The organism is Sedimentitalea xiamensis (genome assembly GCF_030164465.1).
Taxonomy (GTDB): Bacteria; Pseudomonadota; Alphaproteobacteria; order Rhodobacterales; family Rhodobacteraceae; genus Sedimentitalea; species Sedimentitalea xiamensis.
In genome coordinates this window covers 142,752-169,710 of the sequence record NZ_JASNJE010000004.1, presented here as the reverse complement: position 1 = coordinate 169,710, position 26,959 = coordinate 142,752, and the positions used below count along the sequence as shown (strand labels likewise).

At 64.3% G+C, this 26,959-nt stretch carries 24 protein-coding genes and 1 tRNA gene; 14 read left to right on the top strand and 11 right to left on the bottom strand.

What is annotated here, in order from left to right; all coding sequences use genetic code 11:
- Positions 1-137 precede the first annotated feature (137 nt).
- Entirely contained in the window at positions 138-1,544 is a 1,407-nt protein-coding gene (gene cysS / locus QO034_RS05145) for a cysteine--tRNA ligase (RefSeq protein WP_284484433.1), read from the bottom strand.
- Positions 1,545-1,808: 264 nt separating this feature from the next.
- Here cysS and QO034_RS05140 point away from each other — a divergent pair, with 264 nt between their 5' ends.
- Positions 1,809-2,978: a pyridoxal phosphate-dependent aminotransferase gene (locus QO034_RS05140; protein ID WP_284484432.1), complete on the top strand. Its 1,170-nt coding sequence runs from the start codon at positions 1,809-1,811 to the stop codon at positions 2,976-2,978.
- Between the two features lie 268 nt (positions 2,979-3,246).
- Here the strand turns inward: QO034_RS05140 and QO034_RS05135 are convergent, their stop codons facing one another.
- On the bottom strand, positions 3,247-3,765 hold the full coding sequence (locus QO034_RS05135; protein WP_284484431.1) for an outer membrane protein: 519 nt from the start codon (positions 3,763-3,765) through the stop codon (positions 3,247-3,249).
- 428 nt (positions 3,766-4,193) lie between these two features.
- Between QO034_RS05135 and QO034_RS05130 the strand changes: the two genes are divergently transcribed.
- Entirely contained in the window at positions 4,194-5,744 is a 1,551-nt protein-coding gene (locus QO034_RS05130) for a trimethylamine methyltransferase family protein (protein ID WP_284484430.1), read from the top strand.
- Positions 5,745-5,789: 45 nt separating this feature from the next.
- Here QO034_RS05130 and QO034_RS05125 read toward each other — a convergent pair whose 3' ends face one another.
- The 3 genes from QO034_RS05125 to QO034_RS05115 form a co-directional block, all read right to left on the bottom strand.
- Positions 5,790-6,029, bottom strand: coding sequence for an EF-hand domain-containing protein (locus QO034_RS05125; protein WP_284484429.1), 240 nt, complete (start codon positions 6,027-6,029; stop codon positions 5,790-5,792).
- 609 nt (positions 6,030-6,638) lie between these two features.
- On the bottom strand, positions 6,639-7,190 hold the full coding sequence (locus tag QO034_RS05120) for an ImmA/IrrE family metallo-endopeptidase (protein ID WP_284484428.1): 552 nt from the start codon (positions 7,188-7,190) through the stop codon (positions 6,639-6,641).
- The gene (locus QO034_RS05115) at positions 7,190-10,867 is read right to left on the bottom strand and encodes a vitamin B12-dependent ribonucleotide reductase (protein ID WP_284484427.1); all 3,678 of its coding nucleotides are present in this window, start codon (positions 10,865-10,867) and stop codon (positions 7,190-7,192) included. The genes QO034_RS05120 and QO034_RS05115 overlap by 1 nt, the downstream gene beginning before the upstream one ends.
- Positions 10,868-11,417: 550 nt before the next feature.
- Here QO034_RS05115 and QO034_RS05110 point away from each other — a divergent pair.
- Positions 11,418-11,861 carry a hypothetical protein gene (locus QO034_RS05110; protein ID WP_284484426.1) on the top strand — a complete coding sequence of 148 codons (444 nt, stop codon included), beginning with the start codon at positions 11,418-11,420 and terminating at the stop codon, positions 11,859-11,861.
- A gap of 22 nt (positions 11,862-11,883) precedes the next feature.
- On the opposite strand, the gene QO034_RS05105 is transcribed toward QO034_RS05110, so the two are convergent.
- The 4 genes from QO034_RS05105 to pdxH form a co-directional block, all read right to left on the bottom strand.
- Positions 11,884-11,960 (bottom strand) — tRNA-Pro (locus QO034_RS05105).
- Between the two features lie 43 nt (positions 11,961-12,003).
- Positions 12,004-12,465, bottom strand: coding sequence for a DUF192 domain-containing protein (locus QO034_RS05100; protein ID WP_284484425.1), 462 nt, complete (start codon positions 12,463-12,465; stop codon positions 12,004-12,006).
- Positions 12,466-12,469: 4 nt separating this feature from the next.
- Positions 12,470-13,006 carry a cold-shock protein gene (locus QO034_RS05095; RefSeq protein ID WP_284484495.1) on the bottom strand — a complete coding sequence of 179 codons (537 nt, stop codon included), beginning with the start codon at positions 13,004-13,006 and terminating at the stop codon, positions 12,470-12,472.
- A gap of 121 nt (positions 13,007-13,127) precedes the next feature.
- Complete coding sequence (gene pdxH, locus QO034_RS05090; protein ID WP_284484424.1) at positions 13,128-13,733, bottom strand: pyridoxamine 5'-phosphate oxidase; 606 nt, start codon at positions 13,731-13,733, stop codon at positions 13,128-13,130.
- A gap of 144 nt (positions 13,734-13,877) precedes the next feature.
- Here pdxH and fabI point away from each other — a divergent pair, with 144 nt between their 5' ends.
- The 6 genes from fabI (at position 13,878) to trpE (ending at position 20,506) form a co-directional block, all read left to right on the top strand.
- The gene (fabI, locus tag QO034_RS05085) at positions 13,878-14,684 is read left to right on the top strand and encodes an enoyl-ACP reductase FabI (protein ID WP_284484423.1); all 807 of its coding nucleotides are present in this window, start codon (positions 13,878-13,880) and stop codon (positions 14,682-14,684) included.
- A gap of 7 nt (positions 14,685-14,691) precedes the next feature.
- Positions 14,692-15,297: a LysE family translocator gene (locus QO034_RS05080; RefSeq protein ID WP_284484422.1), complete on the top strand. Its 606-nt coding sequence runs from the start codon at positions 14,692-14,694 to the stop codon at positions 15,295-15,297.
- Positions 15,298-15,314: 17 nt separating this feature from the next.
- Entirely contained in the window at positions 15,315-15,818 is a 504-nt protein-coding gene (gene gpt / locus QO034_RS05075; RefSeq protein WP_284484421.1) for a xanthine phosphoribosyltransferase, read from the top strand.
- Between the two features lie 78 nt (positions 15,819-15,896).
- Positions 15,897-17,066 (top strand): aminotransferase, encoded by a 1,170-nt coding sequence (locus QO034_RS05070; protein ID WP_284484420.1) that lies wholly within the window; start codon positions 15,897-15,899, stop codon positions 17,064-17,066.
- Between the two features lie 71 nt (positions 17,067-17,137).
- Positions 17,138-18,982: a peptidyl-prolyl cis-trans isomerase gene (locus QO034_RS05065; protein ID WP_284484419.1), complete on the top strand. Its 1,845-nt coding sequence runs from the start codon at positions 17,138-17,140 to the stop codon at positions 18,980-18,982.
- Positions 18,983-18,994: 12 nt separating this feature from the next.
- On the top strand, positions 18,995-20,506 hold the full coding sequence (gene trpE, locus QO034_RS05060; protein ID WP_284484418.1) for an anthranilate synthase component I: 1,512 nt from the start codon (positions 18,995-18,997) through the stop codon (positions 20,504-20,506).
- Here trpE and QO034_RS05055 read toward each other — a convergent pair.
- Both QO034_RS05055 and QO034_RS05050 read right to left on the bottom strand, forming a co-directional pair.
- The gene (locus QO034_RS05055) at positions 20,503-21,120 is read right to left on the bottom strand and encodes an NYN domain-containing protein (RefSeq protein WP_284484417.1); all 618 of its coding nucleotides are present in this window, start codon (positions 21,118-21,120) and stop codon (positions 20,503-20,505) included. The genes trpE and QO034_RS05055 overlap by 4 nt on opposite strands.
- A 102-nt stretch (positions 21,121-21,222) precedes the next feature.
- Positions 21,223-22,716 carry a divergent polysaccharide deacetylase family protein gene (locus QO034_RS05050; RefSeq protein ID WP_284484416.1) on the bottom strand — a complete coding sequence of 498 codons (1,494 nt, stop codon included), beginning with the start codon at positions 22,714-22,716 and terminating at the stop codon, positions 21,223-21,225.
- Between the two features lie 177 nt (positions 22,717-22,893).
- Here QO034_RS05050 and QO034_RS05045 point away from each other — a divergent pair, with 177 nt between their 5' ends.
- The 5 genes from QO034_RS05045 to QO034_RS05025 are packed head-to-tail and all read left to right on the top strand — an operon-like array spanning position 22,894 to position 26,945.
- Positions 22,894-23,475, top strand: a complete 582-nt coding sequence (locus QO034_RS05045) for an anthranilate synthase component II (RefSeq protein ID WP_284484415.1) — start codon at positions 22,894-22,896, stop codon at positions 23,473-23,475.
- Positions 23,472-24,491, top strand: coding sequence for an anthranilate phosphoribosyltransferase (gene trpD / locus QO034_RS05040; protein WP_284484414.1), 1,020 nt, complete (start codon positions 23,472-23,474; stop codon positions 24,489-24,491). Before QO034_RS05045 ends, trpD begins: the two co-directional genes overlap by 4 nt.
- The gene (gene trpC, locus QO034_RS05035; protein WP_284484413.1) at positions 24,488-25,303 is read left to right on the top strand and encodes an indole-3-glycerol phosphate synthase TrpC; all 816 of its coding nucleotides are present in this window, start codon (positions 24,488-24,490) and stop codon (positions 25,301-25,303) included. The genes trpD and trpC overlap by 4 nt, the downstream gene beginning before the upstream one ends.
- On the top strand, positions 25,303-25,776 hold the full coding sequence (gene moaC, locus QO034_RS05030; RefSeq protein ID WP_284484412.1) for a cyclic pyranopterin monophosphate synthase MoaC: 474 nt from the start codon (positions 25,303-25,305) through the stop codon (positions 25,774-25,776). Before trpC ends, moaC begins: the two co-directional genes overlap by 1 nt.
- Positions 25,773-26,945 (top strand): molybdopterin molybdotransferase MoeA, encoded by a 1,173-nt coding sequence (locus QO034_RS05025; RefSeq protein WP_284484411.1) that lies wholly within the window; start codon positions 25,773-25,775, stop codon positions 26,943-26,945. Before moaC ends, QO034_RS05025 begins: the two co-directional genes overlap by 4 nt.
- Positions 26,946-26,959: the final 14 nt, after the last annotated feature.

The following is a 26,959-nucleotide window of genomic DNA, read 5'->3' as shown; positions in this document are numbered from 1 at the left end:
CTCGCGCGATAAGGGCAGCCCCCGGCCGCGGGTGGGGGTGAAGCCCCCGCCCGGGGGGGCGGTCGGGGGCTGCCCGTGGTTCCCACGGGCGTTGGTGCATTCTATCAGCACGGCTCGCCAAAAGTGAGACGTTACTGTCATTGCAAAGCCTCCAACTCTTCGATCGAGACTTTCTTGTTGAATTTTGCCTGCGCCGCCTGCTGGCCGCCTTCTTTGGTAACCTTCAACTCCACACCCAATTCAGAAGCCGCCGTCTTTAGTCGGTCGGCAGCAGCGAAATCCTTCGCGACTCGAAGCGCCATCCAACGCCGAGCAAGGTCAATTGCCGCGCGATGCTCCTCGTCTGAAAAAGGTCCCCAACCCAGCGAGCTAATACTTGGTGCAAAGTTGAAATGTCCCAACAGCTTCATCGACGCGAATAGCATTCGCGGATCCCCTGAACCCGATTTTATTTCCGAAACCATTTCATGAATCTCGGCAATGGCCTGCGGGGTATTCAAATCGTCGGCCAGTGCGTCCATAACCCCAACAGATGGCTCCGTCGCAACGGTTTCCGATACCAGTGACCAAATTTCCATCAACGTGGCTTTTGCCTGCTCTGCCTTCTCCGCCGTCCAATCCATCGGCTTGCGGTAATGCGTCGACAGGAACACGAAGCGGATCACCTCGCCCGGTATGCCCTGATCCAGCAGGTCGCGCACGGTGAAGAAGTTGCCCAAGGATTTGGACATCTTCCGCCCCTCGACCTGAAGCATCTCGTTATGCATCCAGACCCGCGCGAAATCGCCTTCGGGATGGGCGCAGCAGCTCTGGGCGATCTCGTTCTCGTGGTGCGGGAACATCAGGTCGTTGCCGCCGCCGTGGATGTCGAAGCTCTCGCCCAGCAATTCGTAGGCCATGGCCGAGCATTCGATATGCCAGCCTGGACGCCCGCGCCCCCAGGGGCTCTCCCAGCCCGGCAGGTCGGGCGTGGAGGGCTTCCACAGCACGAAATCCATCGGGTTCTTCTTGTAGGGCGCGACCTCGACGCGGGCGCCGGCGATCATGTCATCGACCGACCGGCCCGACAGCGCTCCGTAGTGTTCGCGCCATGAATCCACCGCGAACAGCACATGCCCTTCGGCCGCATAGGCGTGACCCCTGGCGATCAGATCTTCGATCATCGCCACCATCTGCGGAATATACTGCGTGGCGCGCGGCATATGCGTGGGTTCCAGCGCCCCGAGCGCGGCCATGTCGTCGAGGAACCATTGCGTGGTTTCCGCCGTGATCTCGCCGATCGTCCGCCCGCTTTCGGCGGCGCGGGCGTTGATCTTGTCATCCACATCGGTGAAGTTGCGCACATAGGTGACGTGACCCTCCCCGTAGACATGCCGCAGCAGCCGGAACAGCACGTCGAACACCACCACCGGCCGCGCGTTGCCCAGATGCGCCCGGTCATAGACCGTGGGGCCGCAGACATACATCCGCACGTTGCCGGGATCGATCGGCGTGAACACCTCTTTCTTGCGGGTCTTGGTGTTGTGCAGCTTGATCGTCGTCATGTCGAAATCCTCACGCAGGCAGCGCGGGCTTAGCAACTTGTTTCAGGGATGAAAACGTCAGAAACCGGCCCGCTGGAAAGTTCAGCAGGGAATGCAGCCGATAATGATGCAGATGCGGTCCATGGCAGGTGCGATACCACAGCCCGACGGACCCGCCAAGCCCTGAACGGCGCGGCTCAACGACCGGCGTGAGCCGCCGCGCAACCGATTGACATTCCGGCCCGCGTCTGACCCTTTCGCGGCGTTTCAATCCCGGAGATCCCCATGCACCTGTCCAATCGCATCACCCATCTGACCGGCGGTTCCGACGGGTGGGATCTGTTCAACAAGGCCCGCAGGATGATTGCCGAGGGCGTTCAGGTCACGGAACTGACCATCGGCGAACATGATATCCGCACCCATCCCGCGATTCTTGCGGCGATGAACCAATCCGCGCGCGGGGGCCATACAGGCTATGCTTCGGTTCCCGGAACCGCGGTCTTGCGCAGGACCGTCGCGGAGAGGGTGCAGGCGCGGACCGGCGTGCCGACCACGATGGAAAACGTGATGATCACGCCGGGCGGCCAGGCGGCCCTGTTCGCGGCCCATTCCGCAGTCTGCGATGAAGGCGACGTGGCGCTGTATCTCGATCCCTACTACGCGACCTACCCCGGAACCCTGCGCGGCGTCGGCGCTGTCCCGCGCGTGGTGCGGACGCGGCCCGAGGACGGGTTTCAACCGCAGGCCGCCGATCTCGACACGGCGGCCACCGGGGCCACCTCGCTGCTGGTCAATTCGCCGAACAATCCGACCGGCGTGATCTACAACCGCGACACGCTGGGCGGCATTGCCGATGTCTGCACGCGCCATGATCTCTGGCTGATCTCGGATGAAGTCTATGACACCCAGGTCTGGGAGGGCGAACATGTGTCTCCGCGCGCCCTGCCCGGCATGGCGGAACGCACGCTGGTCGTCGGTTCAATGTCGAAGTCCCACGCGATGACCGGATCGCGCTGCGGCTGGATCGTCGGGCCGGCGGACGCCATTTCGCACCTGATCGACCTGGCCACCCATACCACCTACGGTGTTCCCGGCTTCATCCAGGACGCGGCGGTCTTTGCCCTGAACCAGGGGGCGCCGCTGGAAGCGGAGATCGCCGAGCCGTTCCGCCGCCGCCGCGCCCTCGCCCAGACGATCCTGGCCGGTCAGAACGCAGTCGTTCCGGTTCCGTCGCAAGGTGCAATGTATCTGATGCTGGATATCCGCGCCACCGGCATGACCGGCGAGGAATTCGCCGACGCCCTGCTTGAAACCCATCGTATCGCGGTAATGCCGGGCGAAAGTTTCGGCACCGCGGCGAGCGGCCACGTCCGGGTCGCAATGACCATCGAAGACGGCGCCTTCGCCGATGCGCTGACGACCCTGTGCGGCTTTGCCGCCGGCCGCGCCGGATGACCGCCTGTCCGGTCGCCGTCAGCCGTCAGCCGGATCGCCGGAATGTCAAGGGATTGCAGTGCGCCTGCGGGAACACCGCGGGATTCAGGCGGCCACGCGACTTTCACCGGCGCGACGGCTCGGGCGGCTGGATACTTTCACGATCTCATGCTTCCGAAACGCTTGCGCCCGCAGTGATCTGCGGGCGCAATGCCGGATTTTTCAAAGGCCGATACCGGACCGGCGGAAAGGGTCACGCCGACGCGCGCTCCCTGTCCCGCCCAACCTGTCAGAAGCGGAATGACGCCCGCAGGTTGACGGTTTCCGCGTCGACATCCACGCCGGTGCTGTTGAAGTCGCTATACTCGTGGCGCAGCACTTCGGCGCTGAGCATCCACTGCGGCGTGAAGGCATAGGCGGCGCCAATACCATAGAGATAACCGGTGTCGTCACCGGCGCCGGACGTATACGCCCTGGTGCTGCCCGCGATCAGATAGCTGAGCGCCGGACCGAAATCATAGCCGACCTTGAACTTGAGACGCGCAACATTGTCGAGCTTGACGGCGCCATTGTCGATGTCGAAGTCCATCCAGTCGTATTCGAACTCGCCGCCGACGACCCAGTCGCCGAAGTCGTAGTCGTAGCCGGCGTGGATTCCATAGGTGTAGTCCTCACCGCCGGGAATGCCTCCGGTCACGTTCACGTCACCATAGCCAAGTCCAAGACCCACATATCCGCCTGTCCAATCACCGGCGAAGGCTGAGGTTGCCATGACTGCGATGGCCCCGGCTGACAAAAGTGTTCTCATTCGTTTCACTCCGCGTATTGCGTCAAAGCCAAGCATCCGATCCTACCACCGGATCGCTGTCCGCCACTCTGACAGGAACACATTCTACTATAGCGTTCAAATGCACCATTGTTAACCGGTTTCAAGAGAATACGTGCAGATCCGCCGCCGCGCCGCCAAGCTTTCGACTGTTTCATCGAACCTGTGTTCAAAAAAACGCAACTTTTCAAGGCAGAGCCAAAAAAAGACGCAAATCCAGTCGCAAACGGAACAGAACCGGCCTGGCCGTCGGGCAGACTTGGTTCAGTTCAGGAGACGCCATGCAGGGTGATTTCAGCAAGATCCGGCTCGTGGCGCGCACCATCGGCGCCGAAAGAGGCAGAGCCGCGCGGGGGCGTCCGCAGGCCGTCTGACGCAGCCTCATTTTTTGCCCTCAAGAGATCACCGACATGAACGACCAAGCACGACATTCTTCGCCCAACCGCAGCGGCGGCCGCGCCGCGCGCCGCGCCGCGCGCTCCGCCCCGCTGGCGGATCACCTGCGCCCGGTGCGCCCCGGCCTGTCCGGAGGCACCTATGCGCCCCTGACGCAGGCCGGGATGGAACGGATCCACCAGGCGGCACTGGACGCGCTGGAACAGATCGGACTTGCCGACGCGCCCGCATGCGGCATCGCCCACATGACCGGCGCCGGCGCGGTGCTGGGCGACGACGGCCGGATCCGCTTTCCCCGCGCGCTGATCGAAGACACGATTGCCCGCGCCAACCGCAAGGTCACGCTTCTGGGGCGCGATCCGCGCCACGACATGGACCTCAGCGGAACGCGGGTCCACTACGGCACCGCCGGGGCAGCGGTTCATCTGGTCGATGCAAGCGGCCGCGTCTACCGGGAATCGACGGTCCAGGATCTGCACGATGCCGCGCGGATCGCCGACCGGCTGGACAATATCCATTTCGTCCAGCGCCCGATGGTCTGCCGCGACATTCCCGACAACCTGGAAATGGACCTGAACACGATCTACGCCTGCTGTTCGGGCACGACGAAACATGTCGGCGTCTCCTTTACCGAACCGTCCTTCGTGCAGCAGGGGCTCGCGCTTCTGCACATGATCGCGGGCGGCGAGGACAAGTGGCGGGCGCGGCCTTTCGTGTCCAATTCCAATTGTTTCGTCGTTCCGCCGATGAAATTCGCCACCGAAAGCTGCCAGGTGATGGAGCTTCTGATCGAAGGCGGCATGCCCATCCTTCTCTTGTCCGCCGGTCAGGCCGGGGCGACCGCCCCTGCCCCGATCGCCGGCGCCATCGTCCAGGCGGTCGCGGAATGCCTTGCCGGGCTCGTCTATGTCAACGCGGTGAAACCGGGTCATCCGGCGGTGTTCGGCACATGGCCTTTCGTGTCGGACCTGCGCACCGGGGCGATGTCGGGCGGATCGGGCGAACAGGCGCTGCTGACCGCCGGCTGCGCCCAGATGCACCGGTTCTACGATCTTCCCGGCGGCGCGGCCGCCGGCATCGCCGATGCGAAACTGCCGGACATGCAGGCCGGATGGGAACAGGCGATGTCCAATGTGATGGCGGGCCTCTCCGGCCTGAACATGATCTACGAAGCCGCCGGGATGCATGCCTCGCTTCTGGGGTTCTGCCTTGAATCGCTGATCCTGGGCGATGACCTGATCGGACAGGCGCTGCGCTGCGTGCGCGGGATCGAGGTCGATGAGGATTCCGTTTCGCTCGAAACCATACGCGCCACCTGCATCGGCGGGCCGGGTCACTTCCTGGGGTCGGATCAGACCCTCGGGCGCATGCAGACCGACTATATCTATCCGGTATTGGCCGACCGCACCTCGCCCAAGGAATGGGACGAACGCGGCAAACCGGACCTGTTGGAAAACGCCCGTCTGCGAAAGGAAGAGATCCTGTCGCAGCGATCCGCCGCCCGGTTCGACCCGATCACGGATGCGCAGATCCGGGCTCGGTTCAACATCCACCTGCCCGCATAGCGCGGACAGGCGGCCACGCCCGCAGGCGCTTTTCGTTTGTCCCGATCAGCCTTTGGGCAGCAGCCCGGCGTCCTGCGCCATGCCGACTTCTTCGACGTCCAGCGCGCCATCGGAATTTGCGTCCATCGCAGTAAAGCTTTCGGCCGTGGTGTCGGGAAGAACCACCTGGACCTCGTCGAGGGTCAGCAGACCGTCGCCGTTGGTGTCCAACTCGGTCGCCGCCATTGCGAGTGCCGGCAACGCCAGGCCGATCGAACTCAGAAAGGTCAGGGTCTTGGGTAGCATCTGTATGTCTCCTGTTTGACATTGTGGTTGTCCACTTGCGCGGACAGGGACAACAAATGCATTGTCGTCCCCCCTGTCACCCTGTCGGACGAACCGGATGGATCCGCGCGCCGGAACCCGCCGGAAACGCCGCGTGGATCGGCGGTCCGTCGCAGAAACAAGTGCGCGGAAATCGGCTCGGCAGGTTGCATCCGACGAAGGCATCTCCGACCGGCGGCAAGCCGCCCAGCATACCGGGTTTCGCGAGTCAGCGGGAACCTGCCGGGCGCCACCGGCGGGCAGGAAAGAGGCCGAAATAAAGAACGGAGAGCCGAAGCTCTCCGTTGAAGTTTCGCCGTTCAGGCTCATCTAGTTTACCGCCCGGTGTTTTTTGCCTGCGGCCTGAACGTCGTCCGGAGCGAGCGCACCCGCCCCTTGTACCTTGCAAAATCTGCGATTTTGCGAGGAGTGAGACAGAGCGGAAACCGAAGGTTTCTGCGGAGTCTCACCCCTTTGCCGTTTTGGGGCGGGCCGCCCATCGGCCCATCCCGTCTCGTTTCGTCGGGGTCCGGTCACCGGTTGGCAGCCCTGCGACCCCTACGCGCCCGGTTGGGGGCGCAATCCTTTCAACTACAGCCCTCGTCTATTGAGCACAATTTCAAGCGTTTTTTCAGACACACCAAAGTGTCTTGCCAGCCTGCCCAAATTTCTCTGATAAAACACGACAGCAGCCTCCAAGGCGTTCTGATCAAAGACGATGGCTTCTACCCACTCATTTGCTTCTCGCTCTTCCAAAATTTCGTCTGGTGTAGAGTAGAAGTGGGCAGATCCTCTGATGTCCGCGCGATAAGCGTCTTGAGCCAACACGTCTGAGAAGCGTGGATGCAGATAGTAGTGTGCAATTTCATGCAATACAGTCCACCTTCTCCGCGTCACCGAGTTGCGCTCATTCACGACGATCTGAAAACCCTTATCCGCGAACGGCTCGGTTTCGAGATATCCTGCGATACCGTTTGGCAACTTCTTCGAGTGAACGAAAAAACCAAGTTTTTCCGCAAGCTCCTTAACCGACGGTGGTTGCCCATCGTTCATGAAGTTGAAACTGCGAAGTGCATGAACATCTGAACCTGACGGAACGAATTTCAGCGCACTTCCAATGTTAGGGAATCTCCTGCGTTTCATCAGCTACACCCGCTCGTTCCGCCGCAGGTGTTGCATTTCATGCAGGTGCCGTTGCGCACCAGCGTGTAGTTGCCGCATTCGCCGCAGGCTTCGCCTTCGTAGCCCTGCATCTTTGCCTTGGTCCGCGCATCCAGCGACACGCTGCCGGAGGCCACGGCGGTGGTGGTCGTCGCCGAGAACGTCGCGGTCGTCCTCTCCGGAACCAGCGTCTGCAGAGCCGCCGACGGATCGGCGACACCGGCCAGCGCCGTCGCGGCAGAGGAATGTCCGCCCTGGAACACGACCAGTTCCTGCGGCAGGCGCTTGCGCAGATAGCCGGTCGAACTGATCTGCTTCAGAACCTCCAGCGACCGGCTGGCGGCGCTTTCGGACATCTCCCTGATGTTGCTGACACCTTCCTCTTCGCCGCGCCCCAAGTCATCGAAGGTCGCGCCTTCGGGTTTCACATGCGCCAGATCGGTGCGGTCGAGATAGCTGACCGCCAGTTCGCGGAACACGTAGTCGAGGATCGAAGTCGCGTTCTTGATGCTGTCATTGCCCTGCACCATTCCGGCGGGTTCGAACTTGGTGAAGGTGAAGGCGTCGACGAATTCCTCCAGCGGCACGCCGTATTGCAGCCCGACGCTGACGGCGATGGCGAAGTTGTTCATCATCGCCCGGAAGCCGGCGCCTTCCTTGTGCATGTCGATGAAAATCTCGCCGAGGTTGCCGTCCTCGTATTCGCCGGTGCGCAGATAGACCTTGTGGCCGCCGACGATGGCCTTTTGCGTGTAGCCCTTGCGCCGCTGGGGCATCTTTTCCCGGTGGCTCTTGACGATTTCCTTGACGATGATCTTTTCGACGATCTTTTCGGCCAGGACGGTCGCCTTTTCCTGCGCGCTGCCGCTTTCCAGCACCTCCGCCGCCTCGTCATCGTCCTCCACCAGCGCGGCCGCCAGCGGCTGGCTCAGCTTGGAACCGTCGCGATAGAGCGCGTTGGCCTTCACCCCCAGCGACCAGGACAGTTCATAAGCCTTCTGACAATCCTCGATCGTGGCGTCGTTGGGCATGTTGATCGTCTTGGAGATCGCGCCGGAAATGAAGCTTTGCGCCGCGGCCATCATCGTGATGTGGCTGTTCACGTCCAGATACCGCTTGCCCTTCTTGCCGCAGGGGTTCGCGCAATCGAAGATCGGATAATGTTCCGGCTTCAGGAACGGCGCGCCTTCCAGCGTCATGGTTCCGCAGACGTGATCGTTCGCCGCCTCGATATCCTTGCGCGAGTAACCCAGCGATTTCAGCAGATCGAAGGTCGGATCATTCAGTTTTTCCGCCGGGATGCCCAGCACCTCGGTGCAGAACTCCTCGCCCAGCGTCCACTGGTTGAATACGAACCGGATATCGAAGGCGCTTTCCAGCGCCGCGTCCACCTTGGCCAGTTCGTTGGGTCCGAACCCGTGGCCCGCCAGCGAGGTGTGGTTGATGGCCGGCGCGTTGCCGATGGACCCATGGCCCACGGCATAGGACACGATCTCTTCGATCTGGGCCGAGGGGTAGCCGAGTTTCTCGAGCGCCGCCGGAACCGAATGGTTGATGATCTTGAAATAGCCGCCGCCCGCGAGCTTCTTGAACTTCACCAGCGCGAAGTCCGGTTCGATCCCGGTCGTGTCGCAGTCCATCACCAGCCCGATGGTGCCGGTCGGCGCGATCACGGTGGCCTGCGCGTTGCGGTAGCCGTGCCTTTCGCCCAGCGCCAGCGCCTCGTCCCAGGCCGACATCGCCAGATCGACAAGCTGCGCATCCGGGCAATTGGCGTGATCCAGCGGCACCGGCTTGACGGCCAGTTGCTCATAACCATCGGTCGCGCCATAGGCCGCGTTGCGGTGGTTGCGGATGACCCGCAGCATGTGGTCGCGGTTGCGCCGGTATCCGGAGAACGCGCCCAGTTCGCCCGCCATCTCGGCGCTGGTGGCATAGGCGACGCCGGTCATGATCGCGGTCAGCGCCCCGCAGAGCGCGCGGCCCTCGTCGCTGTCATAGCCGTAGCCCATGTTCATCAGGAGCCCGCCGATATTGGCATAGCCCAGCCCCAGCGTGCGGAAGTCATAAGACAGCTGCGCGATCTCCTTGGACGGAAATTGCGCCATCATCACGCTGATTTCCAGCGTCACGGTCCAGAGACGGGAGGCGTGCATGTAGTCCTCGGCCTGGAACTTGCCATCCTCGTAGAAGGTCAGCAGGTTCATCGACGCCAGGTTGCAGGCGGTGTCGTCGAGGAACATGTATTCGCTGCACGGGTTGGAACCGCGGATCGCGCCGTCCTCCGGGCAGGTGTGCCATTCGTTGACCGTGTCGTGATACTGGATGCCCGGATCGGCGCAGGCCCAGGCGGCGTGGCCCACCTGCTCCCACAGGTCGCGCGCCTTCACGACCTTGGCGACAGAACCGTCGGTGCGGTTGATCAGTTCCCAGTCGGCGTCCTTTTCCACCGCCGTCAGGAAGGCATTGGTGACGCGGATCGAGTTGTTGGAATTCTGGCCCGAGACGCTGTTGTAGGCTTCGGAATCCCAGTCGGTGTCATAGGTCGGGAACTCGATGCTGGTATGGCCCTGCCGCGCATAGTCCAGAACCCGCTTGATATAGGTCTCGGGGATCAAGTTGCGCTTGGCATCGCGGATCGCCGCCTTCAGCCCGTCGTTCCTTGCCGGGTCGAAAGCGTCTTCCTGGCCCCCATCCCAGTTGCGGATCGCCTCGAACAGCCCGTTCAGCTTCTTCTCGTGCATCTTGGAGCCGGCGACGATACTGGCGACTTTCTGTTCTTCCAGCACCTTCCAGTTGATGAAGTCCTCGATATCCGGGTGATCGGCGTCCACGATCACCATCTTCGCTGCTCGACGGGTCGTGCCGCCCGATTTTATCGCTCCCGCCGCGCGGTCGCCGATCTTCAGGAACCCCATGAGTCCCGATGACTTGCCGCCGCCCGACAGTTTTTCGCCTTCGCCCCGCAGGTGGCTGAAATTGGTGCCGGTGCCGGAGCCGTATTTGAACAGGCGCGCCTCGCGCACCCAAAGATCCATGATGCCGCCCTCGTTCACAAGGTCGTCCTGCACGCCCTGGATGAAGCAGGCGTGCGGCTGCGGGTGCTCGTAGCTGCTGGTCGACTTGGTCAGCTTGCCGGTCTTGTGATCGACATAGTGATGCCCCTGCGCCGGGCCGTCGATGCCATAGGCCCAGTGCAGGCCGGTGTTGAACCACTGCGGGCTGTTGGGCGCGGCGCGCTGGGTCGCCAGCATGTAGCGCATCTCGTCGAAATAGGCCCGCGCATCTTCCTCGGTGGTGAAATAGCCGCCCTTCCAGCCCCAATAGGCCCAGGCGCCCGCCAGCCGGTCGAACACCTGCTTGGAGGACGTTTCGCCGCCCATGTCCACGTCATCCCCATCGGGAACCGACCGCCACAGGAATTCGGGGACATCCTTTTCCTTGACCCGCTTGAGCTTTGCGGGAACGCCGGCCTTGCGGAAATACTTCTGCGCGATCACGTCGCTCGCAACCTGGCTCCAGCCTGACGGAATCTCGACGTTCTCCAGCCGGAACACGACCTTGCCGTCCGGGTTGCGGATTTCCGAGGTTGCCGGCACGAAATCCAGCTCTGCGTATGCGTCCTGCCCTGCTTTCGTGAATTTGCGTTCAATTTTCATTTTCGCTGCCTCTGTGTTCCAGCATTTCCAACTTCCCCGATCGGGGCCTACGCCGGAAACACCGACGCCCAAAGATGCCCTGGAGCGGAAGACGACCCCGCTGTTCCCTTCGAAACGAAGGGTAGACCCGACGTGCGCGGCGGACCGTTCAGCGATTTCTGTCTTTTCCGTCCCTGTCGCCGTCCCTGGCTTTTTCTACCAGATTTAGTGGCTCTGCGACCGGCTCATACAATTTGACGTATGGCGACCTATCGGGTCAACGCAATTTTTGCCGGTTTTGAAACTCTTTTCTATTGACCTTTTGCGCCGTCCTTTCGCGACTCAACCCAAGGGCGATTCATCCACAGAAGGTTAACGTATCGTCTGCATTTTAAGACATTTTTAACCCCTCGGGATTTGTCCCTGTCTCATTGGGGTTTGTCGTGCAATATTGCGGAGCGGGAGCGCAGGTTGCTGCGTTGCAGCGCCCCATTTGGGGCGACTCGCGGCCATGAAGATGGGGATAACTACGGATCGAACAGGTGTCACAATTTTGTCAGGATTTCGGGTCTTGAGCCCGCGCGCGGCGCTGATTCTCGGCCTGCTGTGCATCGCAACCTCCGCATGCACCACACAAGATATGGTCACTTCGACCGGCAAGGCCCGGTTTGCAGACTACCCCGACTCGCTTGTCGCGGCCTTGCAGCGGGCATGCGACAGCCCGTCCCAGACGTTCTTGCGACCGACGCCCAGTTCCGTGGAATGCCGTGAGTTCCTGCCGCCGGAACCGACGGCGGCGATCATACTGACCTATGACGGAACGCCCGAAAACCTGCCTGAACTGGTAATCCACTTCGAGACCCGCGCCGACGGGTCGGACTTCATCGTCGAAAACGAGGTCTTCCTGCATGTGCCGCAGAAAAAGGGGCCGGCCCTGAAGGTGCGCCAGTCGGACGTGGGGCTGAACCGGATGCTGGATGCGCTTTACACCCGCGCGGGCGGTGTTCCGGAATGATCCGGATTGGGTTGGATGAAACTGGTCGGGACGGTAAGATTCGAACTTACGACCCCCTGTACCCAAAACAGGTGCGCTACCAGACTGCGCCACGCCCCGGACCGTGCGCCTCTCTAGCGGGGCGGATGCGGTTTGAAAAGCCCTAACAGGGCCATGCGGCGGGACCGCCGGAAAAAACCGGGTGCTGCAGCACCGTGCCCGCGGCAATGCCATAGGATCGCGCAAGACCGCCATTGATTTCCAGCACCGCGTAAACGCCATTGCCGCCGTCGATGCCGGTCAGATCTCCGGGTATTGCGTCGTGATGCACATGCGTGACCGCGCCGCCCCTGTCGATGAAGACCATGTCCAGCGCGATGAGGGTGTTCTTCATCCAGAACCGGGCTTGCTGGGGCGCGTCATAGACGAACAGCATCCCCGCTCCGCGCGGCATGCTTTCCCGGAACATGAGCCCGCGCGACCGTTCCTGCGGCGTGTCCGCCAGTTCGACGGTGAACAGGGTCTCGCCCCAATCGCCACGCAGGCGCACCTGATCGGCGCGGCATTCGGCCAGCGCGGCGTTCGCGCCGGTCAGAAGCGCGGCCAAAACCAGGACGATCCGCATAAGATCACGCCTCGTCAGTGCGCAATGCCAGTTCCCATGCAACGACTTCGGTCGCCATCCGTCCGCGCTTGCCGTCGATGACCCGCATCGCAATCGCTTCGCCGGGTTGCAGATCGGACAGGCCGGACTGGCGCAGGACTTCGATGTGCAGGAAAACATCTTCCGGCCGTCCGAACACGTTCGCGAACCCGAAGCCCTTTCCCTTGTCGAACCACTTCACCCGCGCCGGTTCCAGTGGCGCACTGCGCAAAAGGTCTTCGTCAAGCTCTGCGAAATCGGTCAGGATGGGCGAACTGTCGCGTCCGGGGGGCGTAACGCTCAGGATCTGCACCGCCTGCACCCCCCGCTCCGTCCGGTGCGTGACAATCTCGATCCCCGCCCCATCCGCGATCGAACTTTGGCCGAAATTACGCAGGACGTTCACATGCAGCAGGATGTCCGGACCGCCGTCATCGGACACGACGAAACCGAACCCCTTGACAGGATCAAACCACTTCACCTGACCGCGCACCTGATACATACTGTTGAGATCGTCTGCCAAAAATACCACCACGGTGAAACTTACATTTAGGTTACACGAAGTTGTGACTTAAATTAAGCACCAAATTCAAGCGAATAATAACCCCCGATTTCAGCGCATTGCCTGTCGCGAAACGTGAAGGTCAGGGGCTGAGTCGCTCTATCCGCCAGCCGTCTTCGCCGGTCCCGCGCGACCAGGCGAACCGATCGTGCAACCGGAACGCGCCGTCCGCCCAGAACTCGATATGTGTCGGCGCGATACGATACCCCCCCCAGAACGGCGGGCGCGGCGGGTTGGGCCCGTGGCGGGCCGTGACCTTCGCGACCTCCGCCAGCAAGGCGGCCCGGCTGGCCAGCGGTTGCGACTGCTGCGATGCCCAGGCGCCCAACCTGCTTTTCAGGGACCGGGACGCGTAATAGGCGTCCGCCTGCGGCCCGTCTTCCCGGCTGATCGTGCCTCTGACCCGTATCTGGCGGCGCAGCGATTTCCAGTGCATCACGAACGCCGCCATGCCGGCTCCGTCAAGCTCCTGCGCCTTCTGGCTCTTGTAGTTCGTGTAAAAGACGAAGGCCGCGGGCTCGATTTCCTTCAGCAGGACCATGCGCGCATTCGGCAATCCATCCGCATCCACCGTGCTCAGCGCGATCGCGTTCGGATCGTTGATTTCCGTCTTCTCGGCCTCGGCCAGCCACCGGCGCGCGATCTCGAATGGATCATCGCCCGCAAAAAGTCCGTCCCGGTCGCTCATGCCGCCTCCCAATGCCCGACAAGTCAGACTAGGCCGCGACACGGGCCACGGCAAGTCCGTCCCGAGCGCCCGCACCGCACTTGTGGCGGTCGTGCCAATCGCCTAAAGGAAATGATCAAAACGCGACGAGGGGCGATGAACACGATGTCTAATCAGCTTATGGCCGGGAAGCGCGGCCTGATCATGGGTCTGGCCAACGACAAATCCATCGCCTGGGGCATCGCCAGGGCGCTAGCGGATGCCGGGGCGGAACTGGCCTTTTCCTATCAGGGCGACGCCCTGAAGAAACGCGTCGATCCGTTGGCATCGCAACTGGGGAGCAACATCGTCCTGCCCTGCGATGTCGGCGACGAAGGCTCCATCGACGCGCTGTTCGACGGGTTGAAGCAGCATTGGGACACACTGGATTTCGTGGTCCACGCCATCGGGTTCTCGGACAAGAACGAACTGCGCGGGCGCTATGTGGACACCAGCCGCGCCAATTTCGCCCTGTCCATGGACATATCGGTCTATTCCTTCACCGCCGTGGTGCAGCGGGCGGAAAAGATGATGACCCGCGGCGGCTCCTGTCTCACCCTCAGCTATTACGGCGCGGAACGGGTCATGCCGCATTACAACGTGATGGGCGTCGCCAAGGCGGCGCTGGAAGCGTCGGTGCGCTACCTGGCCGAAGATCTCGGCAAGGACGGTATCCGCGTCAACGCGATTTCCGCCGGGCCGATCAAGACGCTGGCCGCCAGCGGCATCGGCGACTTCCGCTACATCATGAAGTGGAACGAATACAATTCCCCGCTCCGGCGCAACGTGACCATCGACGACGTCGGCGGATCGGCGCTCTACCTGTTGTCCGACCTGGGCGCGGGAACCACCGGCGAAGTGCTCCATGTGGACGCGGGATACCACGTCGTCGGCATGAAAGCCGTGGACGCGCCGGACATGAGCAAGGGCTGACGCCCCGATGGAGCCGGCACATCTCATCGCCTTCAACATCGCCCTGTTGGCGGCCATCGCCAGCCCCGGCCCATCGCTCCTGTTCCTGACCCGCAGTTCAATGGCATTCGGCCGGCGTGCGGGGGTCGCGGCCGCCGCCGGGCTTGCCGTCATGGCCGCACTCTGGACCCTGATGGCCCTGCTCGGCCTGCAAGGTCTGTTCACGGTCTTTCCCTGGGCCTATGTCCTGCTCAAGACATTGGGCGCCGCCTATCTGCTGTACATCGCCTGGACCATGTGGCGAGGCGCCGACAGGGCGCTGGCGGACAGTCACGCGCCTTCCGGCCGCAGGATGTTCCTTCAGGGCCTGCTGATCAATCTCGGCAATCCGAAATCGGTGATCTTCGCCGCCGCCGTGCTTCTGGTCATCTTTCCGCCGCAGCTGAGCGCCGGTGACAAGGCGGTGATCTTCCTGAACCACCTGGCGGTCGAACTTGCCGTGCAGCCGCTCCTGGCGGTGCTGCTGTCCACCGGCCCGGTGCGCCGCCGCTATCTCGCCGCGAAACCCGTTCTCGACCGCATCGCCGCCGCCGTTCTGGGTGCGCTCGGCCTGCGGCTCCTGCTTCAGCGTTGATCCGAAAGGGACAAGCCATGACCGACCGCCTTCCCCACGAAAAGGGCTTTCACATCAGCTGGGACCAGATCCACCGCGACAGCCGGGCGCTCGCCTGGCGGCTGGACGGTCAGGGACCGGACAACGGGGCGTGGCGCGCGGTGGTCGCAATCACACGCGGCGGCATGGCCCCGGCAATGATCGTCAGCCGCGAACTCGACATCCGGACCGTTGATACGATCAGCATCAAGTCCTATGACCACCAGGCCCAGTCCGAAGCCAAGGTGCTGAAATCGCCGGACACGGCGCTGATGGGCGACGGCACCGGCATATTGATCGTCGATGATCTTGTGGACAGCGGCAAGACCCTGGAAGTGGTGCGCGCCATGTTCCCCAAGGCGCATTTCGCGACGGTCTACGCGAAGCCCAAGGGCCGCCCGCAGGTCGATACCTTCATCACCGAAGTGAGCCAGGACACCTGGATCTTTTTCCCTTGGGACATGGCGCTGCAATATGTCGAACCCTACCGCGGCACGGACTGACGGTTTCCCGCCCGGCCGCGCCGTCCCCACCCAAAAGCCCCAGAACGCCCCCCCTTTCAACGGTTTCCGGAAACCAGCATGACCCGCACCCGATCGACCTTCCAATCACCGATCACCGAAACCTTCGGCTGGCTCGAGGGCGTGACGCACCCGGCGAACCGACCGCTGATCCTGGTGTCCCAGGCCGCGCCCGTCGCGCCGCCGCCGCCTGCCCTGCGCGAAGCGCTGGCCGATCTGATCCTGACGAACGATTCCGCGCATTTCTATGGGCCGGTCCTGGGCCTTCCGGCCCTGCGCGAGGAACTGGCGGCCGGGTGCAGCAGGCGCTATGGCGGGTCCGTATCCCGCACCCAGGTCTGCATTACCTCGGGCTGCAACCAGGCCTTTGCCGCAGCCCTGGCCAGCCTGACCGACCAGGGCGACGAGGTCATTCTCCCGACGCCGTGGTATTTCAATCACAAGATGTGGCTGGACATGACCGGCGTGCGCGCCGTCCCGCTTCCGGTGCAGACCGACATGCTGCCCGACCCGGATCAGGCCGCGGCCCTGATCACCGATCGCACCCGCGCCATCGTTCTTGTCAGCCCCAACAACCCGACGGGCGCGGAATATCCGGCCGGTCTGCTGCGCGCCTTCTTCGATCTGGCCCGGTCACGTGGCCTCAAGCTGCTGGTCGATGAAACCTACCGCGATTTTGACAGCCGCGATGGCGCGCCCCACGACCTGTTCACCGATCCCGACTGGGACGACACGCTGGTGCATCTCTATTCCTTTTCCAAGGCCTACCGGCTGACCGGCCACCGGGTCGGGGCGCTGGTGGCCGCGCCGGACCTGCTGGAAGAAGCCGAGAAGTTCCTCGACACCGTGACCATCTGCCCCGCCCAGATCGGACAGCACGCCGCTCTCTGGGGGCTGCGCAACCTCGGCGACTGGCTCGCCGGCGAACGCGACGAGATCCTGGCGCGGCGCGGCGCGATCCGGGATGGCTTCCCTGCGCTGGCGGCGCGGGGCTGGTCGCTGAAAGGGCTCGGCGCCTATTTCGCCTATGTGCAGCATCCGTTCGACATCCCGTCCGACCAGCTCGCGAAATCGCTGGTGCGCAATGCCGGCATCCTCGCCCTGCCGGCCACGATGTTCGCCCCCGCCGGCGATGCCGCCGGCCAGCGGCACCTGCGGATCGCCTTCGCCAATCTCGACCGTCCGGGGATCGGGACCCTTTTTGACCGATTGGCGGATGTCACCGCCTGAACCCGTCTTGCCCCCTCCGACCCCGCGTCGTAGACAAGGCCGCAATCGCGCACCGCCAACAAGGGGGCATCATGGCCTTAGGCTTCAAGAACTTGTCCAAGACCGCCGTCTGGATCATTCTGGCACTGCTGATCGTCGGTCTGGCCGGGTTCGGCGCCACCAATCTCAGCGGCACGATCCGCACGGTCGGACATGTCGGGGATCAGGCGATTTCCGTCGATGCCTATGCCCGTGAACTGCAACGCGAAATCCGCGGCATCGAAGCCCAGACCGGCCAGCCCATGCCCATGTCCCGGGTTCAGACGCTGGGGCTGGATCAGGCCGTGCTGTCCCGGCTCGTGGCGCTGGCGGCGCTCGACAACGAGGTGGCCAATCTCGGCGTCTCGATCGGGGACGAGAACCTGCAACGCGAGATCCTTGAAATACCCGCCTTTCGCGGATTGAACGGCCAGTTCGACCGCGAAAGCTATGGCTTCGCGCTCAATCAGGCCGGGATGAGCGAAGCCGAGTTCGAATCCCAGTTGCGTGCCGAAACCGCCCGCACGCTGGTGCAGGGCGCGATTGTCTCGGGCACGAAGATGCCGGCGGTCCTGACCGACACGCTGTCCGACTATATCGGCGCGCGGCGCAATTTCACCTGGGCGCGGATGACCGCCGAGGATTTGCAGGCGCCGGTCCCGGCACCGACCCCCGCCGACCTGAAGGCGTATTACGATGCCAATCCGGACGATTTCACCCTGCCGGAGACGAAGCAGATCACCTATGTCCTGCTGACGCCGGAGATGGTCCTGGACGAGGTCGAGGTAGACGAGGCCGCGCTTCGCGACCGCTACCAGGAACGCAGCGCCGAATACAACCTGCCGGAACGCCGCCTAGTCGAACGGCTGGTGTTCAACGACATCGCCGCCGCATCCAGCGCCAAGGCGCAACTGGACGTCAATGGCACCACCTTCGAAACGCTGGTCGATCAGCGCGGCCTGTCCCTGACCGATATCGATCTGGGCGATGTCACCCGCGAGGACCTGGGCGATGCCGCCGAGGGCGTGTTCGCCGCCGAGGTCGGCGATGTGGTCGGCCCGCTGCCGTCCCCGGTGGGTCCGGCGCTCTTTCGGGTCAATGGCAAGCTGGCCGAAAGGGTGACGCCGTTTGAGGACGCGGAACCGGAACTGCGCGCCGAACTGGCAACGGACCGGGCGCGCCGCCTGATCGAAACCCGCGCGGGCAACCTGGACGACCTGCTGGCCGGTGGCGCCACGCTCGAAGAACTGGCGAGCGAAAGCGGTCTTGAACTGGGCAAGATCGACTGGACGGCCGACTCGCTGGAAGGCGTCGTCGCCTACGAGGAGTTCCGCAGCGCAGCCGCGGATGTCACGACCGAAGATTTTCCCGCCGTCGCTTTTGCCGAGGATGGCAGCCTCTTCGCACTGCGGCTGGATTCCGTGCTGCCGCCGCGACCCGAACCCTTTGAACAGGCGCGGGACGCGGTTGCCGAGGCCTGGACACTCGATCAGACCGAAACCGCGCTGAAGGCACAGGCCGAAACGGTGATCGCCGGTCTCGGCGCCGATGGCGACTTCACCGAGACCGGGTTGGGCTTCCGCGTCGAGAATGGCCTGACCCGCACCGCCTTCGTGGACGGAACCCCGCCGGGATTCATGTCCGAGGTTTTCGAGATGGACAAGGGCGAGTTGCGCGTCGTTGCGGCGGATGGCGCCGTCACGATCGTCCGGCTGGACGATATCCTGCCGCCCGCGCAGACACCGGACCTGACCGCGATGCAGGAAGCCATCGGCGCGCAGCTCGACCAGGCCCTCGCGGAAGCACTTTTCCAGGCGTTCGGCCGCGATGCCCAGATCCGGGCCAACCCGCAGATCGACCAGCGCGCGCTGAACGCCGTCCTGTCCAGTTTCCAGTAAAGGCGGCGCGTCATGGCCCTGACCCCGGATTTCGACAGCTTCGCCCGCGCCTATGACGCCGGCGAAAACCAGGTGGTCTATACGCGGCTTGCGGCCGATCTGGACACTCCGGTGTCGCTGATGCTGAAACTGACCGGGGCGCAGAAGGATGCCTTCATCCTGGAATCCGTGACCGGCGGCGAAGTGCGCGGGCGCTATTCTATCATCGGCATGAAACCCGACCTGATCTGGCGCTGCCGGGGGGATGGCTCCGAACTCAACCGCTCTGCCCGGTTCGACCCCGACGCGTTCACGCCGCAACCGGGCAATCCGCTGGACAACCTGCGATCCCTGATCGCCGAAAGCCGTGTCGGTCTTCCCGCCGATCTGCCGCAGGCCGCCGCCGGGCTTTTCGGCTATCTCGGCTATGACATGGTGCGGCTGGTGGAACATCTGCCTGACGTTCCGCCGGACCCGCTCGGTCTTCCGGATGCGGTCATGCTGCGGCCTTCGGTCGTCGCCGTGCTGGATGGCGTAAAGGGCGACGTGACCGTCGTGTCCACCGCTTGGGTCAGCGACGGACAGACCGCACGCGCCGCCTATGCGCAGGCGGCCGAACGGGTGATGGACGCGGTCCGCGATCTCGACCGCGCCATGCCCGCCGACACGCGGGAAATGGGCGAGGCCGCGGAAATCGCGCCACCCGTCAGCAATTTCACACCCGACGCCTATCGCGCCGCGGTGGAAACCGCCAAGGATTACATCCGCGCCGGCGACATCTTCCAGGTGGTTCCGTCGCAACGCTGGTCGCAGGACTTTCCCCTGCCCCCCTTCGCGCTTTACCGCAGCCTGCGCCGCACCAATCCGTCGCCGTTCATGTTCTATTTCAACTTCGGCGGCTTTCAGGTCATCGGCGCGAGCCCGGAAATCCTCGTCCGGGTCTTCGGCAAAGAGGTCACGATCCGCCCGATCGCCGGCACGCGTCCGCGCGGCGCCACCCCTGAAGAAGACAGGGCCTTCGAAGCCGACCTTCTTGCGGACAAGAAGGAACTGGCCGAGCACCTGATGCTGCTGGACCTGGGGCGGAACGACACCGGGCGCGTCAGCAAGATCGGCACGGTGCGCCCGACAGAGAAATTCATCATCGAACGCTACAGCCATGTCATGCACATCGTGTCCAACGTCGTCGGCGAACTGGCCGAGGACAAGGACGCGCTGGATGCATTCTTTGCCGGGATGCCCGCGGGCACGGTGTCAGGCGCCCCCAAGGTGCGCGCCATGGAAATCATCGACGAACTCGAGCCCGAGAAACGCGGTGTCTATGGCGGCGGCGTCGGCTATTTTTCCGCCGGCGGCGACATGGACATGTGCATTGCCCTGCGCACTGCGGTGGTGAAGGACAGGACGCTCTACATCCAGGCCGGCGGCGGCGTGGTTTATGACAGCGACCCCGAAGCCGAGTATCAGGAAACCGTGCACAAATCCAATGCCATACGCCGCGCCGCCGCCGACGCCGCCCGCTTCTCCGGCGACGGCAACCGCTAGCGTTTCGCGCGCCGCGCCGGTCCCGTTTCCACGGCGCGTTCCCCGCCCCGGTCCAGCCAGAGCCTGCCCGACCGGTAGCCGCCACGGATCAGATGCCCGGGCCTGCGGATTTCCGGATGATCCCCGGCCCAGTCCCGGAACCGGTCGTTGGTCACGATCCGCGCGCCCAGCTTTCGGGCGGCCGCGAGAATATAGGGATCCGCCGGGGTGCCCTTTGGCACGACCATCACATTGTCTTCCGGCAATCCCAGCAAGGTGGCGAAGGCCCGATCATGCGTATACCGGTCAAACAGCAGATATCCGGCATTCGCATCGAACATGACTCCGACCTCCAGATCCGGCCCGGACAACGCCAGCAACACCTCCCGCACGGTTTCGATCCGGGGTGTGCCGTCTTTCCAGTACATGACGTTGGACCCGTCCAGAACGATCCACTGTCCGGGTTCCGATCGGGGCCGTTGCCCGCGTCGCCGCACCCCGGCGCGGATCAGCAGCACCAGACCGGCTGCCGCACATGGCCCCGCCAGCAGAATCAAGTCGCCCCATGCCGGATTGGCAAGTGCCGCCACGAGGCCGAGCAAGGAGATCAGGAACAGCAGAATGGCAAAGATCAAGCGTTTTCCACCCCGCGAAACCGGCAAACCCTGGCCGGCATTTCAACCGGATGTATGTCAAGAAATCATGAACACATGCAAAACCTGCGGGCGGCGCGCGGATCAGTCGCCGCGCAGCGACTGCTTCATCACCGCGGACACCGGGGCCACGGCCACCCGGCCGGGGCGGGTCTGACCGGCCCAGAGCAGCAGGGCCTTCACCGTATCCGGCCGCAACCGGGCCATGACGACGATGCCCCCCTCCTGCACGGCCCGGAAGGCCGCCTGATCGAGCCCCCGCCGCATGCTGTCCGGCGACGGGCCGTCCCTGTCCAGATCGCGCCAGACCAGGGCGGAGGGAACTCCGTCGCGCAGCGCCTGCTTGTGCGCGGCATTCAACCCCGCGCTCTGCGTGACCAGCCCCCGACCGGTGCCGCGCGCGAAATCAGAGACCTGTCCGGACAAGGCGCGGTTGCCCTGAAGCCCCGTGCCGGGGCCTTCGATCACCGCCACCGCTTCGGACAGAACGTCGAAACCGGCGGCCAGAACCACTTCTGCGTCCCGCGCGGTCGCGGCCGGCGGCAGGTCGACGAGGGCCAGCACCTCGGACCCCGCGGCCCGGTGCCGCGTCATCTTGCCGGCAGCGTCCGGCGCGGCCGGATCTATGGCAAAACCGAGCGGATAAGGAAAATCGTCCAGTGCCTCGATGTCAGCCGCATCCGCATCGTCGACCAGAACGATGGCCAGAAGCGGCAGGTCATCCGGGTTGTCAAAGGCCGCCGCGAACTGGTCCAGCGGCCGCTGATCCGGCTTTGACGCGTCGGCGGGCAGATCCGGATTCTTCGCACGCTCCGTCAATGGCACCACTGGCGTTCCGAATCCCGGCGTGATCTGGGAGGCATTGGGCGCGGGAGTCTGATCCGGCGAACCGTTTCGCAGGTCAGCGTCCGGGTTGGAATCGACCGCAGCGACCTGATCCGGCGCGGGATCCACCGTTGGCGGCGCCGCGCCAGGCTGGACGCCGGGAGACGAATCCGCCCCCGGCAGGGTCAGGGACGGCGTTTCGCTTCGCGCCGCGGGTTCGATTTCCGGTTCCGGGTACCGGACGCTCCGAAGGGTCGATCCGTCCTTCGCGACGACCGGTTCGATGTTCCCCGCCAACGCCGGAACCGCCGGCACGCCGGTCACGACGATGATGCCCTTGTCCTTTTCCGGGGCGCGGGGCGGCGCGGCGGTGCCGGTCAGAGCCGCGGACTCCACGCCCGCCGGGACTGCCGGACTTTGCGCCGCGCCCTTTGGCGCGTCGAGCGGAGCGGGCGAAACCCCGACCTGCGGCAGATCCCGGTCGGGAATGGCCTGCGTTTGCGCAACGACCGGATCATCCGTTTCCAGAGGTGCCGCGACTGCCGCGGGCCGGGCGGTTTCCACCACCTCCGGATCGGTCGGTGCGCCGTTCAGCGTCAGGCGGGTTCCAGGCGCGGCGTCGCCCGCCGATTGTTCGGGCACATCGGGCGCAACCGTCGGCGGCGGACCGGCTGGCGACAGCACCGAAAGGGCCGCGACACCGATTGCCGCCAGCGCAAGACCCGATACGATGCCGCCCAGAAATCCCCGCATGACAATTTCGCCTCTCTTTTCCTTTCCGGTCTTGCACTGGCCGTCTTGGCGGCGTTTCCTGCAATCCCGCACCGGGTTTGCGCCCTTGACGCTGACCGGCAAGCCTGAACATGTATGGTGCGACCCTTGTAATGCCGCGGAGGCTCCGGCCTCTAGCCCATATCGAACGAATGCCCGATGCTGCTGCTGATAGACAACTATGACTCATTTACCTACAACCTTGTACACTATTTAGGCGAGTTGGGCGCGGATGTGGTGATCCGGCGCAACGATGCGCTGACTGTGCAGGATGCGATGGCCATGAACCCGGCCGGAATCCTGCTGTCTCCCGGCCCCTGCGATCCCGACCAGGCCGGCATTTGCCTGGCGCTGACGCTGGCCGCCGCCGAAACCCGCACACCGCTGATGGGGGTCTGCCTTGGCCATCAGACCATCGGTCAGGCCTTCGGCGGCCGCGTCGTGCGCTGCCACGAGATCGTGCACGGCAAGATGGGACAGGTGCGGCACGCCGGCAAGGGTCTGTTCGACGGCGTGCCCAGCCCGTTCCTGGCGACCCGCTACCATTCGCTTGTCGTGGACCGGGATACCCTGCCCGACTGCCTGACCGTCACGGCAGACCTGGAAGACGGCACGATCATGGGCCTTCAGCATCGCGACCTGCCGATACACGGGGTCCAGTTCCACCCGGAATCCATCGCGTCGGAACATGGCCACGCCCTGCTGGAAAATTTCCTGGCAGAGTTGAAGGTTCCGGCATGAGCGAGGCACTCAAACCGCTGATCGGGGCCGCCGCCGAACGCCCGCTCACCCGCGACGAGGCGCAGACCGCCTTCACCATCCTGTTCGAGGGCGAAGCGACGCCAAGCCAGATCGGCGGGCTGCTGATGGCCTTGCGCACCCGCGGGGAAACCGTCGACGAATTCGCCGCCGCGGCGGCGGTGATGCGCGCCAAGTGTCACGCGGTCAAGGCCCCGCCCGGCGCCATCGACATTGTCGGCACCGGCGGCGACGGCAAGGGAACGCTGAACATCTCGACCGCGACCGCCTTCGTCGTGGCCGGGGCGGGCGTGCCTGTCGCCAAGCACGGCAACCGCAACCTGTCGTCCAAATCCGGCGCGGCGGATGCGCTGACCCAGATGGGGATCAACGTGATGGTCGGCCCGAAGACCGTGGAAAAGGCGCTGGCCGATGTCGGGATCGCCTTTCTCATGGCGCCGATGCATCATCCGGCGATGGCGCATGTGGGCCCCAGCCGGACCGAGCTGGGAACCCGGACGATCTTCAACATACTCGGCCCGCTGACCAACCCGGCCGGCGTCACGCGCCAGCTGACCGGGGCGTTCACCCGGGATCTGATCCGTCCGATGGCGGAAACCCTCGGAGCGCTGGGGTCCGACCGCGCCTGGCTCGTGCATGGCAGCGACGGGACCGACGAATTGACGATCGCCGGGATAAGCTGGATCGCGGCGCTGGAGGATGGCGTCGTAAAGGAGGTGGAACTGCATCCGGAAGACGCCGGACTGCCGGTGCACCCGTTCGAAGACATCCTTGGCGGCACGCCCGACTACAACGCCGCAGCTTTTCGCGCTCTGCTCGACGGGTCGCGGTCGGCCTATCGCGACGCGGTGCTGCTGAACGCCGCCGCTGCGCTCGTGGTGGCCGGCTCGGTTGACGATCTGCGCGACGGCGTCGCAATGGCGGCGGCCAGCATCGACAGCGGCGCAGCCAAGGACAAGATCGACAAGCTGGCGCGGATCACGCAGGAAACCCAATGACAGAGACCATTCTCGACCGGATCAGAACCTACAAGCTGGAAGAAATCGCCGCGGACAAGGCGGCGCGCCCCCTGGAACAGATCGAGGACGCGGCCCGCAACGCCTCTGCCGTCCGCCCCTTTGCCGAGGCGCTGATCCGCGCCAGCCGCGAAGACTACGGCCTGATCGCCGAGATCAAGAAGGCCAGCCCCTCCAAGGGTCTCATCCGCCCGGATTTCGACCCGCCCGGCCTGGCGAAGGCATATCAGGATGGTGGCGCAACCTGTCTGTCTGTGCTGACGGATACACCCAGTTTCCAGGGGGCCAAGGAATTCCTGACCGCTGCCCGCGACGCGTGCGATCTGCCGGTGCTGCGCAAGGATTTCATGTATGATCCCTATCAGGTCATCGAAGCCCGAAGCCTGGGCGCGGACTGCATCCTGATCATCATGGCCTCGGTCAGCGACGCGCAGGCCGCCGAACTGGAATCGGTCGCGGCCGAGTGGGAGATGGACGCCCTGATCGAAGTTCACGACGAAGCGGAACTGGAACGCGCGAATGCGTTGAAAAGCCGCCTGATCGGGATCAACAACCGCGATCTCAAGACCTTCGAAACCTCGCTCGACGTGACCCGCAGGCTGAGCAAGCTGGTGCCGGCGGACCGGCTGATCATCAGCGAAAGCGGCCTGAACACGCCCGAGGACCTGGCGGAGATGGCCCGCTATGGCGTGCGCGACTTCCTGATCGGGGAAAGCCTGATGCGCCAGGACGACGTTGCCGCCGCGACCCGCGCGCTTCTGGACAACCCGCTGCGGCCCGCCGGGGGCATGTGATGGCGCTGACCCATTTCGACAGCAAGGGCGACGCGCATATGGTGGACGTGTCCGACAAGGCGGCGACGTCCCGTGTCGCCGTCGCCCGCGGCCACATCAGCATGGCGCCGGAAACCTTTGACATCATTTCCGAAGGCCGCGCGAAGAAGGGCGATGTCCTGGGGGTCGCGCGGCTTGCCGGGATCATGGGGGCCAAGAAAACGCCAGACCTGATCCCGCTCTGCCATCCGCTGCCGGTGACGAAGGTCACGGTCGACCTGACACTGGACCCCGACCTGCCCGGCGTGCAGATCGCGGCGACCGTCAAGACCACCGGTCAAACCGGTGTCGAGATGGAAGCCCTGACCGCCGTGTCCACCGCCGCCCTCACCGTCTATGACATGGCGAAAGCCGTGGACAAGGCGATGCAGATCGGGGGCATCCGGGTCGTGCTGAAAGATGGCGGCAAATCGGGGCGTTACGAAGCCAAATGATCACCGTTGCCGAGGCCCGCGCCGCCCTGTTCGATCTTGTCGCTCCGCTGCCGGTGGAGAGCGTGCCCCTGATCGACGCCGCCGGCCGGGTTCTGGCCCGCCCCGTGCAGGCGCAGCGCGACCAGCCCCCGTTCGCCGCATCCTCGATGGATGGTTACGCGGTGAAAGCGGCAGAGGTCGAACGAGACGCGATGTTCAAGGTGATCGGCGAAGCCGCCGCCGGACATGCGTTCACCGGTAAGGTCGGCGCCGGACAGGCCGTCCGCATCTTTACCGGCGCGCCGGTGCCTGCGGGGGCCGATTTCGTCATCATCCAGGAAGACGTGGGGCGCGCGGGCGATCTGATCACCATCGTCGAAGATCCCGGCCCCAAGGACAACATCCGCCCCGCCGGCTGCGATTTCGCGGCGGGCACCGAAATCTCCGCCCCGCGGGTGCTGACCCCGCAGGACGTGGCGCTTCTCGCTTCCATGAACATCGACCGGGTGCCCGTCACCCGCAAACCCGTCGTGGCCATTCTGGCCAATGGCGACGAGTTGGTGATGCCGGGCGAAAGGCCGGGACCGGACCAGATCATCGCCTCCAACAGCTTCGGGCTGAAGGCGATGCTGGAGCAGCTGGGCGCGACCGCCCGCCTGTTGCCGATCGCCCGCGATACGCTGTCCTCGCTGCGGATGGCGTTTGAACTGGCCGAAGGCGCCGACCTGATCGTCAGCATCGGGGGTGCATCCGTGGGCGACCATGATCTGGTCGGCCAGGCCGCCGCCGACCTGGGCATGGCGCGGTCTTTCTACAAGGTGGCGATGCGTCCGGGCAAACCCCTTATGGCGGGACGGCTGAACGGCGCCGCCATGGTCGGGCTGCCCGGCAACCCGGTGTCGGCCATGGTGTGCGGCCACATCTTTCTGGCGCCGATGGTGCGGGCGATGCTGGGACTGGGCAAGGAGTTGCCCGACCTGCGGTCGGTCCGGCTGAACGGCGATCTCGGCGCGAACGGGCCACGCGAACACTACATGCGCGCCGTCGTCGATGGAGACAAGCTGCGCGCCTTCGACAATCAGGACAGTTCGCTCCTGACCGTGCTCTCGCAGGCCAACGCCCTTCTGGTGCGCGCGCCCAACGACCCTCCGATCCGTTCCGGCGCGATGGTCAACTATCTTCCCTTGTGACGGTCCCTTGGCAA

Coding starts and splice junctions, on each gene's coding strand:
- cysS (WP_284484433.1), bottom strand. CDS start 1,544: ATGACGACGATCAAGCTGCACAACACCAAGACCCGCAAGAAAGAGGTG.
- QO034_RS05140 (WP_284484432.1), top strand. CDS start 1,809: ATGCACCTGTCCAATCGCATCACCCATCTGACCGGCGGTTCCGACGGG.
- QO034_RS05135 (WP_284484431.1), bottom strand. CDS start 3,765: ATGAGAACACTTTTGTCAGCCGGGGCCATCGCAGTCATGGCAACCTCA.
- QO034_RS05130 (WP_284484430.1), top strand. CDS start 4,194: ATGAACGACCAAGCACGACATTCTTCGCCCAACCGCAGCGGCGGCCGC.
- QO034_RS05125 (WP_284484429.1), bottom strand. CDS start 6,029: ATGCTACCCAAGACCCTGACCTTTCTGAGTTCGATCGGCCTGGCGTTG.
- QO034_RS05120 (WP_284484428.1), bottom strand. CDS start 7,190: ATGAAACGCAGGAGATTCCCTAACATTGGAAGTGCGCTGAAATTCGTT.
- QO034_RS05115 (WP_284484427.1), bottom strand. CDS start 10,867: ATGAAAATTGAACGCAAATTCACGAAAGCAGGGCAGGACGCATACGCA.
- QO034_RS05100 (WP_284484425.1), bottom strand. CDS start 12,465: ATGCGGATCGTCCTGGTTTTGGCCGCGCTTCTGACCGGCGCGAACGCC.
- pdxH (WP_284484424.1), bottom strand. CDS start 13,733: ATGAGCGACCGGGACGGACTTTTTGCGGGCGATGATCCATTCGAGATC.
- fabI (WP_284484423.1), top strand. CDS start 13,878: ATGTCTAATCAGCTTATGGCCGGGAAGCGCGGCCTGATCATGGGTCTG.
- QO034_RS05080 (WP_284484422.1), top strand. CDS start 14,692: ATGGAGCCGGCACATCTCATCGCCTTCAACATCGCCCTGTTGGCGGCC.
- gpt (WP_284484421.1), top strand. CDS start 15,315: ATGACCGACCGCCTTCCCCACGAAAAGGGCTTTCACATCAGCTGGGAC.
- QO034_RS05070 (WP_284484420.1), top strand. CDS start 15,897: ATGACCCGCACCCGATCGACCTTCCAATCACCGATCACCGAAACCTTC.
- QO034_RS05065 (WP_284484419.1), top strand. CDS start 17,138: ATGGCCTTAGGCTTCAAGAACTTGTCCAAGACCGCCGTCTGGATCATT.
- trpE (WP_284484418.1), top strand. CDS start 18,995: ATGGCCCTGACCCCGGATTTCGACAGCTTCGCCCGCGCCTATGACGCC.
- QO034_RS05050 (WP_284484416.1), bottom strand. CDS start 22,716: ATGCGGGGATTTCTGGGCGGCATCGTATCGGGTCTTGCGCTGGCGGCA.
- QO034_RS05045 (WP_284484415.1), top strand. CDS start 22,894: ATGCTGCTGCTGATAGACAACTATGACTCATTTACCTACAACCTTGTA.
- trpD (WP_284484414.1), top strand. CDS start 23,472: ATGAGCGAGGCACTCAAACCGCTGATCGGGGCCGCCGCCGAACGCCCG.
- trpC (WP_284484413.1), top strand. CDS start 24,488: ATGACAGAGACCATTCTCGACCGGATCAGAACCTACAAGCTGGAAGAA.
- moaC (WP_284484412.1), top strand. CDS start 25,303: ATGGCGCTGACCCATTTCGACAGCAAGGGCGACGCGCATATGGTGGAC.
- QO034_RS05025 (WP_284484411.1), top strand. CDS start 25,773: ATGATCACCGTTGCCGAGGCCCGCGCCGCCCTGTTCGATCTTGTCGCT.